The sequence below is a fragment of the Pseudomonas sp. YH-1 genome (assembly GCF_051990045.1).
Lineage (GTDB): Bacteria > Pseudomonadota > Gammaproteobacteria > Pseudomonadales > Pseudomonadaceae > Pseudomonas > Pseudomonas nicosulfuronedens.
Map to the genome: position 1 here is coordinate 4,436,328 of NZ_CP178184.1, position 15,441 is coordinate 4,451,768.

Below are 15,441 nucleotides of genomic sequence, written 5' to 3' on the forward strand. Positions count from 1 at the left end.
CTCTGCCTGACTGAGGGCTGTCGGTGATCGCGGCCCTCGCACCCTTGTATTTCGGCGAGTTCGCCAGCTACCGCGAGGTGCTGGTGACCCGCGATGATCCACGCCCCTCTGTCCCCGCGCGCACCTTGCTCGAGCGGGAAATGCTCGACAGCGTGCTGCGCCGCTTCGACCCGACCCACGCAGACGGCGACCGCCGCGCACTGGCTTCGCAGTGGTCCAAGTGGTACCTGGTCCGCCTCATTCCGCCGGTGGTTGCCGCTGCGCTGGTGCTGGGCCGCACGTTGCCGTTGGCGTTCGATGACATCGAAGTGGTGCTCGACGCCCAGGGCATTCCCGAAGCCTTCAAGCTGCCGGGGGAGGGTGGGTCATTCGCCGCGCCACCCGGCGATCCGTTCCAGCGCTTTGCCCATCTGCTGGAAGATCATCTGCAACCCTTCGTGCAAGCGCTGGCCGCTGAGGTGCGCCTGTCGCCCAAGGTGCTCTGGAGCAACGCTGGCAACTACTTCGAGTGGTTCATCACCGAGATGGCCAAGCTGCCGCCGCTGGCCCCGATGCTCGGCCACGGCCGCGAACTGCTGGAGGCTGAGCGCCGTCCGGACGGCACGCGCAATCCGCTGTACAAGCCGATCCAGTATATCGAGGTGTCCTGCGAGCAGCGCCCGGACGGGCTCTGGCGGCAGCGCCGGACGTGCTGCATACGCTACCGCCTGGGCAGCATCGGAAACTGCGACAATTGCCCGCTGATCGACGAGCCTCCGGCCCAGGCAAGCGACCTGTAACGGAACTCCCGTAGGGCGGATAACCTGTCCCAGGTTATGCACCCTACGGCTGACGACGAGGCTTCATCCTGTGCCGAACGGCCCCTCTCTCGCTGTGGGAGAGGGGCTCCCGGCCATGCCCGCGAGGGGCGTTTCCGTTCACACGGGGATTAGGGTGGCGCAAGGACGTAGGATGGTGTGGAGCGCAGCGATACCCATCGAGATCCGCGCACACGCAGCAGCATGGGTATCGCAAGCTCCACCCATCCTACAGATGCGCTCGCGGGGAAGGCTGGCAGGGGACGGTTCGTCCCAGCTGGGGCTTAGCGCAGGTAGCTGATCGGAGACCCATCCACCGGGTTGCTCAGCACGCCCATGGGAATCCCGTAGATATCTTCCAGCGTCTCGCCGCGCATCAGTTCGGCCGGCGTGCCCTGGGCCAGCAGGCGGCCGCCGTGCAGGGCGATGAGGTGGTCGCAGTAGCGCGCCGCCATGTTGATGTCGTGCAGCACCACCAGTACGCCCAGGCCCAGCTCGCGGCTGAGTTCGTGGACGCGGGAGAGCACTTCTACCTGGTGGGCGATATCCAGCGCCGAGGTCGGCTCGTCCAGCAGCAGGTAGCGGCTGTTCTGCGCCAGCAGCATGGCCAGCCAGACGCGCTGGCGTTCGCCGCCGGAGAGAAGGTCCACCGGGCGGTCGGCGAAGGCGAGGGTGTCGGTCAGGTCCAGCGCGCGGTCGATCTGCTGGCGGTCCTCGCCGGTGAAACGGCCGAGAGCGCCGTGCCAGGGATAACGGCCGAAGGCGACCAGCTCGCGTACGGTCAGGCCGTCGGTCTGCGGCAGTTGCTGCGGCAGGTACGCCACCTGGCGCGCGAAGTCGCGGTTGCCCCAATCCTGCAGCGGCTTGCCGTCCAGGCGGATGCTGCCGCCGCTGGCCTGTTGCTGGCGGGCCAGCAGCTTGAGCAGAGTGGATTTGCCCGAGCCGTTGTGGCCGATCAGGCCGATCATGTTGCCGTCGGCCAGCTGCAGGCTCAGCGGTTGCAGGAGGGTGCGGCCGGGGACGCTGAAACTGACATTTTCCAGTTCGAACATGAGGTCTTCCATCAGGGTGGCGAGGCCGGGAAAAGCGGGAGCCCGACTCTAATCCAATCGCTAATGGTTATCAATTTTCCGGAGCCTCGCGGAACCGCCGGATCGATTGCCTGTCCCTGACCGAAAGCGCTTATGATTCAACGCTGTAATTGATCGGATGGGCCCATGGAGTCTGCTGTCGAACGCTATAAACGCCTGCTCGCCGAGGCCCTGGCGCGTTATTTCCCCCGCACTACCGAATACCTGCGCGCCGAGCGTGAAGCGGAGCAGCCGCAGCCTGGCGGGCGTGGCAAGGGCAAAGCCAAGGTCAAGACGCCGACCAAGCGCGCCGCCAAGGTGAAAAAGGAGGGCGACGCGCCCACACCCAAGCGTCCCCGTGCCCCCGCGGCTGCCGGCATCTATGGCACTGCGAAGGCACCGGACGAGCAGCACGCCCTCGACATGCGCCAGCGGGTGGCCCAGGCCGCCGCCCATGGGATAGTCAGCCTGCCGTCGGACGAGCAGTGGGCGATGATTCTCGCTCCCGAGCCGCTGACCCGCATCTTCGCCGGCGCCGGTTCCGGCAAGTCGACGACGCTGGTTCTGCGCGTCGTCTACATGCTCTGTCATCTGGGCATCGATGCCGAGAAGGTAACGGTGATTTCCTTCACCAACGCCTCCTGCGCGCAGTTGCGCGAGCAACTGGTCAAAGTGCTTGGCTACTGGGGCCATCCGTTCGATGCGGCGCAGGCGCGGCAGTGCATACGGACCTTTCATTCGGCGATGGGCACCCTGGCGAAAGTCGCGCTGAAGAATCCGCGCTGGTTCGAGCAATTGGACGAACGCACTCCGGCCGACGAGCTGGACAACCCGCTGCTAGCCGGCCGCCTGCGCCCGGCTCAGCAGCGCCTGCTCAAGCAGGTTTACCAGCAATGCTACGCCGAGCAGCACGAGTTCCGTGGGCTGGTGCATCAACTGTTGGAGCTGCCGCCACCGCCCGAGGCGGGGGAAGACGGCAAACCGCCGCGCATCGGCAAGGCGCCCCTGGATGCCTTCAAGCTGGCCGGCGAATTCACCGCGCTGCCGCTGTTCGAAGCTTTCTATGCCCAGTCCGGCTTTATCGAAAGCATCGGCCTGCGCATCGCCCAATTGCAGCCGAAGCAGCTCGGCTGCCCGCCGCGCGAGCGCCAGTTCATCGAGGCGCTGCAGCTGTTCTGGGCGGCCTTCGACACGGCTTTGCAGGAGCAGGGCCTACTGACCTTCAACCTGGCGTTCCAGCGCCTGACCGACCAGCTCGGCGATGGCAAGCTGCCGGCCGAAGCCCTGGCACCGTTCCAGCACCTGCTGATCGACGAGTTCCAGGACGTCTCGCCACAGATCGTGCAATGGTTGCAGGCGCTGCACCGCGATCTTGCCAGGCGCGGCGAAGCCGTCAGCCTGATGGCCATCGGTGATGACTGGCAGTCCATCTACGCCTGGCGCGGCAGTTCGCCGGAGCTGTTCATGGACTTCGACCGGCACTTCCCCAGCAAGGGCCGGCGCAAGAGCCGCGTACTGCTGCTGGAGACCAACTACCGCAGCATCGACCCGGTGATTCGTGACGGTGAGCGCGTGCTGGTGGGAGTGGCCAATAAGCAGGCCAAGACCTGTCGCGCCTTCAAGTCAGCGGAGACAGGCGATCACGGGGTGAAACTGGTGCAACGCTTCGATGCGCGCAACAGCCTGCCGATCCTGCTGGAGGAGATCCGCAAGCAGTGCGAGCACGTCGCCGCGCGCGGGTCACGGGAGAAGACCGCCGTGCTGCTGCTCAGTCGGCGCAATGAAACCCTGCAGACGATCCTCGGCGAACTGGACCGCAAGCTGCCGGTGAAGGGCATGACCATTCACCGCGCCAAGGGCTTGCAGGCGGAAGTGGCGATCATCGTCGACGACTGCGCGCCGCCGGAAAAACACCCGCTGCGCAGCGCGCTGTACGCGGCGTGCGGCTTCTTCACCAGTAGCTACGACCAGGCCCAGCAGGACGAACAGCTGCGCCTGGCGTATGTGGCGATTACCCGTGGCGTGAGTCGGGTGTTCTGGTTCACCCGCAAGGCCCAGGGGCCGACGGCGATCCTGGCCATGCGGCGCAACGTGGAAACGGCTCCCGCCTGAGCCTGGATAAGCATCAGTCGTCGCGGGTGAGGACTTCCAGCAGTTCGATCTCGAACAGCAGGTTGGAATTGGGCTGGATGTGCGCGCCGACCTGGCGCTCGCCGTAGGCCAGGTGCGCCGGCACGAAGAGCTTGCGCTTGCCGCCGACCTTCATGCCCATCAGGCCCTGGTCCCAGCCCTTGATCACCCGGCCGGTGCCGATCACGCACTGGAACGGGCGGCCCTTGTCGTACGAGGAGTCGAAGACCGTGCCGTCCTCCAGGGTGCCCTTGTACTGGGTGGTGATCAGGGCGCCCTTGACCACGGCCTTGCCGTCACCGACGACGACATCTTCGATCTGCAGTTCGTTGCCCATGGGCATTCTCCTGATGTGCTGGCGGCCTGTTGCCGTGAGGGCGTGCGTTGTCGCAGGAAAGCACGGCGAAGGCAAGTCCTGGTGGCAGCCTGTACCCCGTCCGACCGTCCGTCGCAATCCCTGTGCGGGGCAGGCAATTCAGCGAATCCGGGCAATGCTCAGCAGGCTGGGTGGCATGCGCCGCCGGGGTCGGCAATCAACCCAACCAAGGAGATCGCCATGCATCGCATCAACCATGGATTCCTCATCGGCTTCATCGTGTTCGCCCTCAGCGCCTGTGCCGGGATGGATGGCGGGGGCAGCGGCGGTGCGAGTGCGCCGGGGGAAATGGAAATCCGCACCGGGGTGGTCGAGCAGGTTACCGACACCCAGGTACAAACCAACCACGACACCGGAGTGGGTGCCATTCTCGGGGGCTTGGGAGGCGTGGCGCTGGGCAGTCTGATCGGCCGGGGTACCGGCCGCGACGTGGCGATGATCGCCGGTGCGCTGGCGGGCGGAGTGGGCGGCAACTACGCCGAGCAGCGCCAGTACGACAAGCCTCAGGAAGCCCAGCAGATCATCGTGCGGATGAAGAGTGGCGTACTGGTCTCGGTCACGCAACCGGTCAATGCCGACCTGAAACCCGGCACGAAGGTCTACATCGAGGGGCAGGGTGCCGGTGCTCGCGTGGTGCCGCAGAACGACTGAGTCAGCCGGCCAGTTCCCGCAGGATCCAGTCACGGAAGCCCTTGACCCGCGGGTCGTCCGCGCTGGCCAGCGGGTACACCAGGTTGTAGGCGTAGTCCTCGGCGACCCGCACGCCCAGCTCGAACGGTTGCACCAACAGGCCCTGCTCCAGTTCACGAGCGACCATGGCGTGGTCGGCCAGCCCGACTGCGCCACCCTCCAGCACCGCCTGCACCACGTGGCTGGTGTCCTCGAAGGTCACGCAGCCGCTGGCGTCGAAATCTTCCACACCGGCCGCCGCCATCCAGCGCGACCAGTCCGGCCAGGCGGCACCTTCGGTTTCGCACACCACGTGGCACAGCGTGTGGGCCTGCAGGTCGCGCGGCTCGCGCAGGGGCGGGCCATCCTCCAGCAGGCTGGGGCAGCACACCGGAACGATCTGGGTATCGAACAGGCGCTCGGCCTGCAGGCCGGGGTAGCGCCCGCTGCCGAAACGAATGGCCAGGTCGATATCGTCGACGGCGAAGTCGCGCAGTTCGTCGCTGACGTCGAAGCTGAGCTTCAACCCTGGATGCAGCGCGCGGAACTTCGGCAGGCGTGGCAGTAGCCAGTGGGTGGCGAAGCGCGCCGTGAGCGATACGCGCAATTGCTCCGACGTGCGCGCCAGCCTTCGCGCCCGCACGGTGGCGCGGTGCAGCAGGCCGAGGGACTCCGCTGCCGCTTCCAGCAGCAAGGCGCCCGCCGGGGTCAGCTGGATGCTGCGACTGGTACGCACGAACAGGCCGAGGCCAAGCTGGTCTTCCAACTCCTTGATCTGGTGGCTGACCGCCGCCGGCGTGAGACCGACTTCTTCGGCGGCGCGGGTGAAGTTCAGGTGGCGGCCGGCGGCCTCGAAGGTGCGCAGCGAGCGGATGCCGGGAAACGAGCGGCTCATCGATCTTCAAATCCTGCTTGATGATCCGTCGAGAAATACTCGTTTCTCCAGGCTTCGTCAAAGGCCGATAGTGGGACCACCTTGAAGATTCCCTTGAAGGTTCTCCAGAAGAAAACCGAGCAGAGGAAGCCAGCGCCATGTCAGCCGCCATCCACCCCTACATCACCCAACGCAACGCCCAGCCCGCCAGTGCCGACGACCTCGCGCCGCTGGCTTTTGCCGGCTACGCCCACTTCACCGCCATGCAGGTGCGCGGCGGCGGCATCCGTGGCCTGGACCTGCACCTGGAGCGCCTGCGCAAGGCCTCGCAGCGCCTGTTCGGCCAGAGTCATGCCGACGAGGAAATCTGCGCCGCCTTGCGCGCTGCGCTGGAGCAGGCGCCGGACGATACTTCGCTGATGGCCACGGTGTACTCGCCCGCGGGGGAATTCACCGTAGCCGGCCCCGAGCACCGCCCCGAACTGCTGGTGCGTACCGCGCCGCCGTCTGACGGTCCGCAGGGCCCTCTGTCACTGGCCATCGCCGGCCACGAACGGGTGCTGCCGGAGATCAAGCACGTCGGCGAGATCGCCAAGACCTGGTACCTGCGCGAAGCGGTGGCCGCCGGATTCGACGATGCAGTGTTCACCGACCACCGTGGCCGTTTCAGCGAGGCAACCATCTGGAACCTGGCGTTCTGGGATGGGGAAACCGTGGTCTGGCCAAGGGCGAAGATGCTCACCGGGACGACCATGGGCATCCTCCAGCGGCAACTGGAACACCTGGGCGTGCGCCAGGTGACCCGTGCCATCGACCCGCAGGATCTGCCCGGCCTGAGCGGCGCGGTGGTGATGAACTCCTGGACGCCAGCAGTACCGGTGAAGCGTATCGGCGATGCAGAGATCCCGTCGGCGCCGGAGTTCGTCGAGTTACTGCGCAGCGCCTTCGAAGCGGAGCCTCGTGTGAGGCCCTGAGGCGTGGGCGGTTCGCGAGCAAGCTCGCTCCTACAAAAAGCCGCGTGCATGCCCCTGTAGGAGCGAGCTTGCTCGCGAACATAAGGTCAATCCAGATGCGCTGCGAAGCCAGTGGCGCCCTGGTTGATCTCTTCCCGCAAGGTCAGCGCGGGAATTTCGTAGTCGCCGCCGTTCTGCCGGCGGAAGGGGATGGGCGCGGTGGTCTGGAGGTTGTCCAGGCGCTCACCCAGCTCCCGCTCGATCTGCGCGTAGCGCTCGGCATCCACACGGCTGGTGCGATAGACCAGGTAGGGCGGCAGCACGTCGAAACCGGGGTAGTGCAGCACTCCGTGGTGGATCGGGAACAACAGATCGTCGATCGGCCCGTTGATGCCGCGCGCGCTGTAGTGGGATTCCCAACCACCGGTGGTGACCACCAGCATGGCACGCTTGCCGGCCAGGTTGCCTTCGCCGTAGCGGTCGCCCCAGCGAGCATCGGAGTGCTCGCCGACGCCATAGGCAAAACCATAGGCGTAGACCCGTTCGAACCAGCCCTTGAGGATTGCCGGCAGGGTGAACCACCACATCGGGAACTGCAGGATCACCGTGTCGGCCCAGCGCAGTTTTTCCTGTTCGGCGGCGATATCGCTGCTCTGCCGGCCTGCGGCGTAGGCGCGCTTGGAGTCCAGCGATGGATCGAAACGCGCATCGGGGTCGCGGTCGAGGCTGTCGGAGGCGTCCAGCGTGGCTTTCCAGTTCATCGCGTAAAGGTCGGAGACCTGCACTTCATGGCCGGCGGCCTGCAGGTGGCGTACGGCGAAATCCTTCAGCGAACCATTGAGGGAGCGCGGTTCGGGGTGTGCGTAGACAATCAGTACGTTCATGGAGGCGGTCATCCGTCAGGTGGGAATGGACGCAGGATGGGATGTTCAGCGGTATAGTTGAAATGAATATCCGAAATCCCAGGTATATGGATGACTAATCTACGGCGTCTCGACCTCAACCTGCTCGTCACCCTCGACGTGCTGTTGCGCGAGCACAACGTGACCCGTGCAGCCGAGCAGCTGAACTTTTCGCAGCCCTCGGTAAGCGTGCACCTGGCCAAGCTGCGCGACATGTTCGGCGATCCGCTGTTGTTGCCAGGACCGCGCGGCATGCGTCCGACGGCGCGGGCCGAGTCCTTGCGCGAACCCCTGCGCATCGCCCTGGAGGCGCTGGAGCAGGCGGTGGCGCCGTCAGCACCCTTCGACCCGGCCCAGGCGGACAATACCTGGCGCATCGCCGCGACGGACTACGGCGAATCCACCATCCTGCTGCCGGCGTTGAGCGCCATTCGCGGCAGCGCTCCAGGCACTCGTCTGGCGCTGCTGGAGCTATCCCCGCCGCGCATCGCCCGGCAGGCGGAGCAGGGTGATATCGACCTGGCCTTCCACACTACCGAGGGCAGCCCGCCGGGAATGCGCCGCCGAACACTGTTCAGCGAGCGCTATATGCTGGCCGGCCGCGCCGGGCACCCGAAGCTCAAGCGCAAGCCGACCCTGGCGCAGTTCTGCCAGCTGGAACATGTGATGGTGTCGCCCGATGGCGGCGGATTCAGCGGCGTGACCGACGAGACGCTGGCGGCGGTCGGCCTGAGCCGACGCGTGGCGCTGTCGGTGCCGCATTTTCTCTTCGTCATCTCGGCACTTGCCAGTAGCGACCTGGTGGCGATGGTGCCGGCGCGGCTGGTGCGGGAAAACCCGGCGCTGCGCGTGGTGGAAGCGCCGGTGGAGGTGCCGGGTTACGAGATGTCGATGCTCTGGGACGAGCGTTCGCACCGCGACCCGGCGCATCGCTGGTTGCGCGAGCAGATTGCCGGCGCAGTGTGAGCGCCGGCGGGCTCTTTGTAGGAGTTTCGTAGGAGGGGTGGAGCGCAGCGATACCCATGCTGAGGTGCCGTGAGTGATGGGTATCGCTGCGCTCCACACCATCCTGCAAACGTGCCTGGAGGTGGGCGCTAGTCAACGAAGCGCGTCTGCAACAGATAGCGCAACGAAGCTCCCAGCGTTTCCCCATGGCTCAGGCCGTCAAAGGCATGGAACTGCGCCTGCACGCCCGGCACCTTGCCCAGTTCCTCCACCAGGTCCTGCGCTGCGCGGGGCGGGCTGGGCTTGACGTTGTCACGCGGGCGGGAAGGTTCCCCGGTGCCACGCATCAGCAGCAACTCCACCGGGTGCCCGGCCAAGCGTTGGGCAAAACCGGCCTTTTCTTCGAGGATGGCGCCGTCGCCCCACCACAACGAAGGGCTGGCGGGTGCGTAGAAGCTGAACTGTTGCGGCCGGGTAAGCAGCGCGTGGAGCGTCAGCAGGCCTCCGTAGGAATGCCCCCAAAGCGTCTGTTGCGCACGGTCGAGGGGGGCTTGCGCGGCCACCGCCGGCAGCATCCGGTCACGCATCAGGTCGAGGAAGGCATCAGCGCCACCGCTGGGGTCGCCGGTAAGCGGGTCTTTCTGCTCGGCGACGGCAGCGCGCGGCGGCGTGTAATCGCGGGTGCGGCCGGCGCGGTCGATGCGCAACGGCGTCTGGTAGCCGACAGCAACCAGCAGCGGGGCCTTGCCCGCGTTAAGCTCGGCCAGCAGTTTCTCATCCAGCGCGCCGACGGCGGCATTGCCGTCGAGCATCCACACCACCGGGTAGCCGGCGGCGGGGGCAGGGTGGTTCGGGCGGGCAATCCACAACTGGTAATGACGCTGGCCGTCGGCGGAGTCCAGCTTCAACTCGCTGAAGCGGTAGGCCAGGTCGGTGCGTTGCAGCAGGTGGGTGTCCATTTTCTGGTCGGGGGCAGGCGCGGCATGCGCTGCCAGCCCCGGCACGGCGAATGCCAGTGCCAGGGCCAGGAGGCGAGGTCTCATCAGGTTTTTTCTCGTTCTACGAATCAGAAGGACGCGGTGAGGCTGGTGTACAGCGTGCGGCCCGGTTCGTTGTAGGTCGCGGCACCCGCACCTTCGATGTTCGCCACGCCTTGGGCGTTGCCCTCGCGGAACAGACGTTTGTCGAAGACGTTGTCGACGCCTGCGGTGAAGCTCAGGTTCTTGGTGAACACGTACGTGCCGCTCAACCCGGCGATGGCGTAGGGCGAGAGCTGGTTGTTGGCGGTGCCGGTGACTCGATCACCGTGGTAGTCGTATTTCTTCGGCTTCTGCTTGCCGTACCAGGCAACGCTGGCCTGCAGCGACAGGGCATCGGTGGCCTGCCAGTCGAGCATGGAGTTCAGGGTGTACTTCGGCGTCACCGAGAGCACATCACCGGTTTCCTTGTTCTTCGATTGCAGCATGTAAGTGAAGTTGTTGCTCCACTTCAGCTGCTCGTTCAGCGGGATGGTCAAGGTGCCTTCCAGACCTTCGACCAGCGCCTTGGGTACGTTCTCCCACTGGTAGATCGCCGCGTTGGCATAGCTGCCGGTGCCGCCGGTGGCCTGATCGATGGGCGAGAGGCCCGACTCGATCTTGTTCTTGTAGTCGTTGCGGAAGTAGGTCAGGCCGGCGATCAGCCCGTCCTGGTTGAACTCGATGCCCAGTTCCTTGTTGACGCTGGTTTCCGCCTTGAGGTCCTCGTTGCCCTGCAGGTAGCAACTGGTGCTCTGGCCGTAGCAGCCCTGGCCGCGGCTATACAGCAGGTAGTCGGAGTTGAGCTGGTACAGGTTGGGCGCTTTGTAGGCACGGGCGATACCGGCCTTCAGGGTGACGGCGTCGGTCAGCGCATGGGACAGGTTCAGCGACGGACTGAAGTTGTCGCCGACGATGCTGTGGTGGTCCCAGCGCAGGCCCGGAGTGAGCATGGTGCCGGGCAGCAGTTCGATGTTGTCTTCGGCGAACAGCGAGAAGATCTGCGCTTGCGAGGTGGTGTCGCGGTTGCTGCTGGTAAGCCCCGGCACCGAACCGCCTTCGCTGGTGGTCTGGGTGTTGGCGCTGGGGTCGTCGAGCTTCTGCTGCACCCATTCGCTGCCCAGGGTCAGGGTCTGGTCGCGCCAGGCGTGCAACGGCAGGTTCACTTCGCCGTGGGCGGTCAGGTCGCGCAGGGTGGCGGTGTAGAAATCGGTGTTGCTGAAGATGCCTTCAGTGCCGCCGGCCAGGCCTTCGTTGATGCGGCTGTTGCGGGTCTTCTCGTACTGCAGGTAGGCCATGGAGCTGCCGAAGTCCCACTCGCCACGATGGGTGATCGAGTAGTTCTCGCGGTACATGCGGTTGGTCTCGTGACCGAGCATGGACTTCACGTTGGCGTTGCTGTTGGTGTTCTGCGTATCGCCGGTGTAGATGTTGCCCTGGCGGCTGAAGCCGGCTTCGAAATCGAGGGTCTGTTCGGGCGTCAGGTGCCAGCTGAGCAGGCCGTTGACGTCCTTGTTGCGCACGCCTTCACGACCGGCGGGGAGGGTGCCGACCTGGTTGCCGGTGCGGTTGGATTCGTGGCCGGCGTTGATGTCCCAGTCGTCCGAGTCGGTCTTGGCGACGTTGCCGTACACGCGGTAGCTCAGGGTGTCGGTCAACGGGCCGTTGAGGCCGAAAGTCATGCGCTGGGTGGCACCTTCGTCGCTGTGCTGCGGGAAGTTGCTGTAGACGGTGACGTCACCGTGGGTTTCCTTGCCGGCCTGCTTGGTGATGATGTTCACCACGCCGCCCGCTGCGCCGTTGCCATAGCGAGCAGCCGCCGGGCCGCGCAGCACTTCGATGCGTTCCACCTGATCGGCCGGCACCCAGTTGGTATCGCCGCGCGAGTCGCGCTCGCCGCGCCAGCCGTAACGTACGGCGTTGCGGCTGGAAACCGGCTTGCCGTCCACCAGGATCAGGGTGTTCTCCGGGCCCATGCCGCGGATGTCGATCTGGCGGTTGTTGCCGCGCTGGCCACTGGTGGAGTTGCCGGTCAGGTTGACGCCCGGCATGGTACGGATGATCTGCGATAGGTCGCTGGCCGGCGGGCGCTTCTTGATGTCCTCGGCAGTGATGATCGACACGCCCGGCATCTGCTTGGCTTCCTCGGCGGCGGTGGCGACGATGGTCTCGCTGTCGAGTTCGACAGGCTCGGAATCGGCGCTGGCGGCCTGTACGGCGAAGGACAGCAGGCAGCTGGAAAGCAGCAGGAAGGGCGGAAGGAACTGCATCGGACGGGACGACATCGGTGATCTCCGAAGGAGGACGATTACTAAGAGATCACAAATGATAATGACTGCTATTTGCTAGTAAAGCGCATTAACTTTCTAAACACTTGCGATGGAATGCTTGTCCGCGGCGGCGGGTAACAGCAGGTGCAGACAGAGCCCACGTTTGCCGTTCTCCGCCCACAGGCGCCCATCGGCCAGCTCGATGCCACGCCGGGCGATGGCCAGTCCGAGCCCGAAGCCGCTGGATTCGGACGGTTGCAGCCGCTGGTAGGGCTGGAAAATACGTTCGAGGTCTTCCTCGGCGACACCGGGTCCGTCGTCGCTCACGCACAGGTGCCAGAAGTTGCCGTCGCGCCAGCCGTCCAGGCGCACGCTGCCGCCGCGCGGTGAGTGACGGATGCCATTGCGCAGCAGGTTCTCGATGGCCTGGGCGAAGCTGTCCAGGTGCACCTGCACCACGCATTCGGTGCCCAGCGAGCAGGGCAGGCGCTCGGTGTCCCAGCCGCTTTCGAAACAGGCGTCCTCGCGCAGCGCTTCCCACACCGAGAGCACCAGCACCGGCTCGCGCTCCAGCTGCGGGCGCTCGGTGTCCATCCAGGCAAGATCCAGGGTGTCTTCCAGCAGACGCTGCATGTCGTTGATCTCGCGATCCAGGCGTTCGCGCAGCTGTTCCGGGGGCAGGTCGCTGTCGTGTGCGATGCGCAGGCGGGCCAGCGGTGTACGCAGCTCGTGGGACAGGGTACGTAGCAACAGTCGTTGCTGGGCAAGGCTGTGGCGCAGACGCTCGGCCATGTGATCGAAGGCCAGCGCCAGTTCGCCCAGCTCGTCACGGCGGTGGGCCAGCGGTGTGCCGGGCCCTTCGCTGTCCAGATCGTCCGCCCGCAGGGCATCGGCACGGGCGCGCAGACGATTGAGTGGCAACACCAGGTGGCGATAGATCAACAGGCCGAGGAGGGCGGCCAGCAGGGTCGGCACCACGCCATGGCTGAACAGGTGCGTCCAGGGCGTCAGGCCGCCAGGCAGCAAGCGCTCGGGGAGTTGCATGACCAGCCGGCCGCGCTCAGGGTGCTCGGGAAACTCGATGCTGACATAGGGCAGCTCGTCCTGCAGGCGCCGGCTCATCGGCCAGTCCAGCTTGCGCATGAAGGTCAGGTGGCTGGATTCCTCCGCCGTCAGCGGCGTGGTGCCCAGGCTCTGCAGGTGTTCGCCGATCACCGCGACCCAGGTGTCCTCGGTGGCGGACAGCTCACGGAGGAAGCGCTCCACGCCTTCGGCGCCCTGTTGCTCCCAGACCAGTTCGGCCTGCTCGGCGTAGCGTGCGAGATAGTCGCGGTCAGACTCGCCGAGGAAGTAGGTACTGCGCTCCAGCGACAGGCCCCAGGTCCAGATCAGCCAGGTCAGCAGCAGGCAGAAACCGACCTGCAGCGCGGCGAGTTTCCACAGCAGAGGGTGGCGGCGCATCAATGACGTTCCGCATCCACCAGGATGTAGCCTTGGCCGCGCACGGCCTGGATCTGTACCTGCTGCGCACCGATGGCGGCCAGTTTGCGGCGCAGGTTGCAGACGTGTACATCCAGCCCGCGATCCAGGCGCGTATAGGCGCGGTGCAGCACGCTCTGGTAAAGGAAGCTCTTGCTCAGCGCTTCACCAGCATGGGCGTTCAGCGTGACCAGTAGGCGGTACTCGGAGTGAGTCAGGCCCGCGTGTTCGCCATGGCGGGAAACGTCCTGCAGCTCGTCGTCGAAGTGCAGCGAGCTTTGTGCCCGTGGTGCCGTGCGCGCCCGATCCAGATTGACCCGGCGCAACAGCGCGTCGATGCGCGCGTCCAGCTCCGCGAGGCTGAAGGGCTTGGGCAGGTAGTCGTCGGCACCACGGGTAAAGCCGGTGATGCGGTCCTGTTCCGCGCCCAGGGCGGACATCAGCATCACGGGCGTGGAGCGGGCGCTACGCAGCGTATCCAGCAGCGACAGGCCGTCGACGCCGGGGAGCATGATGTCCAGCAGGACCAGGTCGAAGTCATTCTGGTGGACGGCCACCAGCCCCTGGTCACCGTTGGCGCAGGTCGTGACGGCAAAGCCGCGCTGACAGAAATGACGTTCGAGGTCCAGGCGAAGACGGGAGTCGTCTTCCACCAGCAAGAGCGAAGGGGACACGATAAGCCTTGATGAGAATGTTTAGCATTTGCAAATATCTCATCTCTTTCTGTCAGAAGGCAATGGATATCTGTGAAATGCCTGTCAGACCCAGCGTCGCACCCGGCCGCAGAAGGCGTCGAACTCCGCACCAAACAGATCGCGCAGGGCACGCTCTTCCGGCCGGATCTGGAAGCGCCCGATGTAAAGCACGAAGACCGCAACGCCGAGCACCGCCAGTGCGGACCCCAGGAACACGCACCAGCCCAGCAGGACAATGGCGAAGCCCAGGTACATGGGGTTGCGCGTATGCCGGTAGATACCGACGACCACCAGCGAGGACGCGCTCTCCGGCTTCAGCGGGTTGACCGTGGTGCGGGCGCGTCGGAAGGACGCCACGCCCGCCAGACATACTGCAACTCCTGCCAATGCCACCAGCAGGGCCAGCCAGAGACGGCTGCCCGGCTCCGTGATCGGGCGAACCGCCAACCACATCAGCAGGCCGGTGATGATCGCCACCAGGGGCGGGGGAATACGGTGTTCCAGCCAATCCATGCTCGCGCTCCGGGCCAGTGCGGCGGTCTCCAGTGAGGTGCCAACACTAGCCCAGAATGCCGGGCTTAGCGCGGTCGACGAACTGCCCGCACCTTGCCGCTGTTGCCGCCACCGCAGTAGAAACGCTCTCCGCCGTCGGCCTCCAGGCCGGAGACATGCACGCCCTCGGGCAGGTCCAGCTGCTCCAGGACCGCGCCAGACTGTGGGTCGATGCGCCGCAGCTCGCTGTAGGTCGACTCCGGTTCCCAGGTGCCATGCCAGAGCTGACCCTCGACCCAGGTGACCCCGGTGACGAAACGATTTGAATCAATCGTGCGCAGGACTTCACCCGTTTCCGGGTCGATCTGATGAATCTTCCGCGCGCGGTACTCGCCAACCCAGAGCGAGCCTTCCGCCCAGGCCATGCCCGAATCACCACCATTGCCCGGTGCGGGGATGGTCGAGAGCACCTGGCCGCTGGCCGGGTCGATCTTCTGGATGCGGCTTTCGGCGATCTGGTAGAGGTACGTCCCATCGAAAGCCGTGCCGGCGTGGGCAGGGACCTCGATGGAGCGCTCCAGGCGACCGTCCTTCGGGTCGAGGCTCTGCAGGCGCTCGCCGACGGCGAACCAGACGCGCTGGCCGTCGAAGGTCAGGCCGTGGACGGCGCTGACACCGGGGAAGGGGCCATATTCCTGCAGCACCTGCGCCGGAGATTGCTTGTAGTGGGTAGTCATGGTGTAGCCCTTCACGTTGTGGGTGGGAGCCTTCAG

Annotated in this window: 15 protein-coding genes; 5 read left to right on the plus strand and 10 right to left on the minus strand. The window is 65.6% G+C overall.

What is annotated here, in order from left to right; translation table 11 throughout:
* Positions 1-23: 23 nt before the first annotated feature.
* Entirely contained in the window at positions 24-779 is a 756-nt protein-coding gene (gene fhuF / locus ACKI1H_RS20320) for a siderophore-iron reductase FhuF (RefSeq protein WP_440466103.1), read from the plus strand.
* A gap of 302 nt (positions 780-1,081) precedes the next feature.
* Here fhuF and ACKI1H_RS20325 read toward each other — a convergent pair whose 3' ends face one another.
* Complete coding sequence (locus ACKI1H_RS20325) at positions 1,082-1,849, minus strand: ATP-binding cassette domain-containing protein (RefSeq protein ID WP_253446615.1); 768 nt, start codon at positions 1,847-1,849, stop codon at positions 1,082-1,084.
* 165 nt (positions 1,850-2,014) lie between these two features.
* Between ACKI1H_RS20325 and ACKI1H_RS20330 the strand changes: the two genes are divergently transcribed.
* Positions 2,015-3,979, plus strand: coding sequence for a UvrD-helicase domain-containing protein (locus tag ACKI1H_RS20330; RefSeq protein WP_440466104.1), 1,965 nt, complete (start codon positions 2,015-2,017; stop codon positions 3,977-3,979).
* 13 nt (positions 3,980-3,992) lie between these two features.
* Here the strand turns inward: ACKI1H_RS20330 and ACKI1H_RS20335 are convergent, their stop codons facing one another.
* A complete protein-coding gene (locus tag ACKI1H_RS20335) occupies positions 3,993-4,334 on the minus strand; it encodes an FKBP-type peptidyl-prolyl cis-trans isomerase (protein WP_138524705.1) in 342 nt (113 codons plus the stop codon).
* A gap of 219 nt (positions 4,335-4,553) precedes the next feature.
* Here ACKI1H_RS20335 and ACKI1H_RS20340 point away from each other — a divergent pair, with 219 nt between their 5' ends.
* Positions 4,554-5,024: a glycine zipper 2TM domain-containing protein gene (locus tag ACKI1H_RS20340; protein WP_138524707.1), complete on the plus strand. Its 471-nt coding sequence runs from the start codon at positions 4,554-4,556 to the stop codon at positions 5,022-5,024.
* Position 5,025: 1 nt separating this feature from the next.
* Here ACKI1H_RS20340 and ACKI1H_RS20345 read toward each other — a convergent pair whose 3' ends face one another.
* Complete coding sequence (locus ACKI1H_RS20345) at positions 5,026-5,937, minus strand: LysR substrate-binding domain-containing protein (protein ID WP_440466105.1); 912 nt, start codon at positions 5,935-5,937, stop codon at positions 5,026-5,028.
* 137 nt (positions 5,938-6,074) lie between these two features.
* Between ACKI1H_RS20345 and ACKI1H_RS20350 the strand changes: the two genes are divergently transcribed.
* Positions 6,075-6,890, plus strand: coding sequence for an aminotransferase class IV family protein (locus ACKI1H_RS20350; RefSeq protein WP_440466106.1), 816 nt, complete (start codon positions 6,075-6,077; stop codon positions 6,888-6,890).
* A gap of 86 nt (positions 6,891-6,976) precedes the next feature.
* On the opposite strand, the gene ACKI1H_RS20355 is transcribed toward ACKI1H_RS20350, so the two are convergent.
* Entirely contained in the window at positions 6,977-7,753 is a 777-nt protein-coding gene (locus ACKI1H_RS20355; protein ID WP_440466107.1) for an NAD(P)H-dependent oxidoreductase, read from the minus strand.
* A gap of 90 nt (positions 7,754-7,843) precedes the next feature.
* On the opposite strand from ACKI1H_RS20355, the gene ACKI1H_RS20360 reads away from it, so the two are divergent.
* Positions 7,844-8,737 carry a LysR family transcriptional regulator gene (locus ACKI1H_RS20360; protein ID WP_440466108.1) on the plus strand — a complete coding sequence of 298 codons (894 nt, stop codon included), beginning with the start codon at positions 7,844-7,846 and terminating at the stop codon, positions 8,735-8,737.
* A 128-nt stretch (positions 8,738-8,865) separates the two neighbouring features.
* On the opposite strand, the gene ACKI1H_RS20365 is transcribed toward ACKI1H_RS20360, so the two are convergent.
* The 6 genes from ACKI1H_RS20365 to ACKI1H_RS20390 form a co-directional block, all read right to left on the minus strand.
* Entirely contained in the window at positions 8,866-9,759 is an 894-nt protein-coding gene (locus ACKI1H_RS20365; protein WP_440466109.1) for an alpha/beta hydrolase, read from the minus strand.
* Between the two features lie 23 nt (positions 9,760-9,782).
* Positions 9,783-12,002, minus strand: coding sequence for a TonB-dependent siderophore receptor (locus ACKI1H_RS20370; RefSeq protein WP_425049034.1), 2,220 nt, complete (start codon positions 12,000-12,002; stop codon positions 9,783-9,785).
* Between the two features lie 96 nt (positions 12,003-12,098).
* Complete coding sequence (locus ACKI1H_RS20375; protein WP_440466110.1) at positions 12,099-13,463, minus strand: HAMP domain-containing sensor histidine kinase; 1,365 nt, start codon at positions 13,461-13,463, stop codon at positions 12,099-12,101.
* A complete protein-coding gene (locus tag ACKI1H_RS20380; protein ID WP_138524727.1) occupies positions 13,463-14,155 on the minus strand; it encodes a response regulator transcription factor in 693 nt (230 codons plus the stop codon). The genes ACKI1H_RS20375 and ACKI1H_RS20380 overlap by 1 nt, the downstream gene beginning before the upstream one ends.
* Before the next feature lie 84 nt (positions 14,156-14,239).
* Positions 14,240-14,689: a methyltransferase family protein gene (locus tag ACKI1H_RS20385; protein WP_138524731.1), complete on the minus strand. Its 450-nt coding sequence runs from the start codon at positions 14,687-14,689 to the stop codon at positions 14,240-14,242.
* 65 nt (positions 14,690-14,754) lie between these two features.
* Complete coding sequence (locus ACKI1H_RS20390) at positions 14,755-15,405, minus strand: Vgb family protein (protein WP_138524734.1); 651 nt, start codon at positions 15,403-15,405, stop codon at positions 14,755-14,757.
* Between the last annotated feature and the right edge of the window lie 36 nt (positions 15,406-15,441).

What these genes read in the sequence shown, in the direction of transcription:
- ACKI1H_RS20335 (WP_138524705.1), bottom strand. Translation starts at nt 4,334, where the DNA reads ATGGGCAACGAACTGCAGATCGAAGATGTCGTCGTCGGTGACGGCAAG.
- ACKI1H_RS20350 (WP_440466106.1), top strand. Translation starts at nt 6,075, where the DNA reads ATGTCAGCCGCCATCCACCCCTACATCACCCAACGCAACGCCCAGCCC.
- ACKI1H_RS20365 (WP_440466109.1), bottom strand. Translation starts at nt 9,759, where the DNA reads ATGAGACCTCGCCTCCTGGCCCTGGCACTGGCATTCGCCGTGCCGGGG.
- ACKI1H_RS20390 (WP_138524734.1), bottom strand. Translation starts at nt 15,405, where the DNA reads ATGACTACCCACTACAAGCAATCTCCGGCGCAGGTGCTGCAGGAATAT.
- ACKI1H_RS20325 (WP_253446615.1), bottom strand. Translation starts at nt 1,849, where the DNA reads ATGTTCGAACTGGAAAATGTCAGTTTCAGCGTCCCCGGCCGCACCCTC.
- ACKI1H_RS20375 (WP_440466110.1), bottom strand. Translation starts at nt 13,463, where the DNA reads ATGCGCCGCCACCCTCTGCTGTGGAAACTCGCCGCGCTGCAGGTCGGT.
- ACKI1H_RS20340 (WP_138524707.1), top strand. Translation starts at nt 4,554, where the DNA reads ATGCATCGCATCAACCATGGATTCCTCATCGGCTTCATCGTGTTCGCC.
- ACKI1H_RS20355 (WP_440466107.1), bottom strand. Translation starts at nt 7,753, where the DNA reads ATGAACGTACTGATTGTCTACGCACACCCCGAACCGCGCTCCCTCAAT.
- ACKI1H_RS20330 (WP_440466104.1), top strand. Translation starts at nt 2,015, where the DNA reads ATGGAGTCTGCTGTCGAACGCTATAAACGCCTGCTCGCCGAGGCCCTG.
- ACKI1H_RS20370 (WP_425049034.1), bottom strand. Translation starts at nt 12,002, where the DNA reads ATGCAGTTCCTTCCGCCCTTCCTGCTGCTTTCCAGCTGCCTGCTGTCC.
- ACKI1H_RS20385 (WP_138524731.1), bottom strand. Translation starts at nt 14,689, where the DNA reads ATGGATTGGCTGGAACACCGTATTCCCCCGCCCCTGGTGGCGATCATC.
- ACKI1H_RS20360 (WP_440466108.1), top strand. Translation starts at nt 7,844, where the DNA reads ATGACTAATCTACGGCGTCTCGACCTCAACCTGCTCGTCACCCTCGAC.
- ACKI1H_RS20345 (WP_440466105.1), bottom strand. Translation starts at nt 5,937, where the DNA reads ATGAGCCGCTCGTTTCCCGGCATCCGCTCGCTGCGCACCTTCGAGGCC.